Source organism: Streptomyces sp. NPDC058964, from assembly GCF_042741275.1.
In the GTDB taxonomy this organism is placed as follows: Bacteria; Actinomycetota; Actinomycetes; order Streptomycetales; family Streptomycetaceae; genus Streptomyces.
In genome coordinates, this window is sequence record NZ_JBHYKH010000995.1 from 1 (window position 1) to 1300 (window position 1300).

1 protein-coding gene is annotated in these 1300 nt (G+C 76.8%); it reads right to left on the bottom strand.

The annotated features are described in order from the left end of the window. Positions 1-352: 352 nt before the first annotated feature. Positions 353-1300 (bottom strand): alpha/beta hydrolase family protein (locus ACFW2E_RS47120; RefSeq protein ID WP_384478392.1); only part of this gene is annotated, 948 nt, incomplete at its 5' end.

A 1300-nucleotide genomic window follows, 5' to 3' on the forward strand; every position in this document is an offset into this window, starting at 1 on the left:
GGGGGGGGGGGGGGGGCGCCGGCGGGGCGGGGGGGGGGGGCCGTGGGGGGGCCGTGGCGCGGCGCGGCGCGGACGCCGCTGGGTCATCGCTTGGGGGGCGGCGGCCAGGGGTCGCGGGCGGACGAGTCGAAGCCTGGAGTCGCGCGGGATACGGGACGTCACGGGTGCAGTCTTCCGGTTGACGGTCCGAAAACCCAAACGGAATGTCACGGCGGGCGACGGGGCTGGCCAACGCACACGGTCCGGCGGGGCCCGGGGAGACGGGATCAGGCCAGTCGTACGGGCTTGAACGGAACGGCCGGGACCGGCTTCTGCGGCGCCGCCCCGGGCGGGCGTGGGCGGGCGTGGAACGTCACATCAGCGGGGTCAGGAAACGGCGCAGCCGCTCCTCGTACTCCCTCGGGTCGGCGTTCCACATCGCGCCGTGCGGGGCGTGGGGCACGGTGTGCAGGGAGACGCGGTCGGGACGGAGGGCGGCGAGTCGGCGGGAGTACTTCCAGGGGGCCACCTCGTCGTCCGGGCCGTGGATGATCAGGGTGGGCACCGTGAGCTGCGCGGGGTCCGCGGTCTCGGCGACGTGGTCGGTGTGCAGGCCGGCGCGGCCCTGGGCGGCCCGCACCGCGAGCGGCAGCAGGGCATCCGGGGTGCGCCGGGCCGTGGCCAGGGCGCGCAGCGTGGCCTCCCAGCTGAGCACCGGCGAGTCCAGGACGAGCCCGGCGACGTGTTCGCGGACGGAGGAGTGCAGGGCTGCCCGCAGGGCCATGGTGGCGCCGGTGGACCAGCCGTACAGGACGACGCGGCGGGCGCCGTAGCGGACGGCGTAGCGGATCGCCGCGTCCAGGTCGCGCCACTCGGTCTCGCCGAGGTGGTTGAGGCCGTCGGGCGGGCGGGGCGCGCCGAGGTCGCCGCGGTAGGCGAGGTCGAGCATCGGCAGGCGCCTGTGGTGCAGGAACCCCATGACGTTCATCGGGTGTTCGCGGGTGGTGCCCAGGCCGTGCACGGTGATCACCCAGGTGTCCCGGTGGCCGGGCACGAACCAGGCGGGCAGCGCGCCGAGTTCGCCGGGGACGTCGATGTCGGCGTGGTCGAGGCCGAGCGCGGAACCGGGGTTGCCGATGTACACGTTCGGGGTGAGCCAGACCTTGTCGCCGGACTGGAGGGTGCCGTGCGTGACCCGGTCCAGGCGGGGGGGGCGGCGGGGGGGGGGGGGGTGGGGGTGGAGCACGAGCGCGCCCGCGCCCGCCCGCCCCACCGCCCCACCGAGCGCGCTCGGGGCGGGGGGACGGGGAGGGACGCTGGC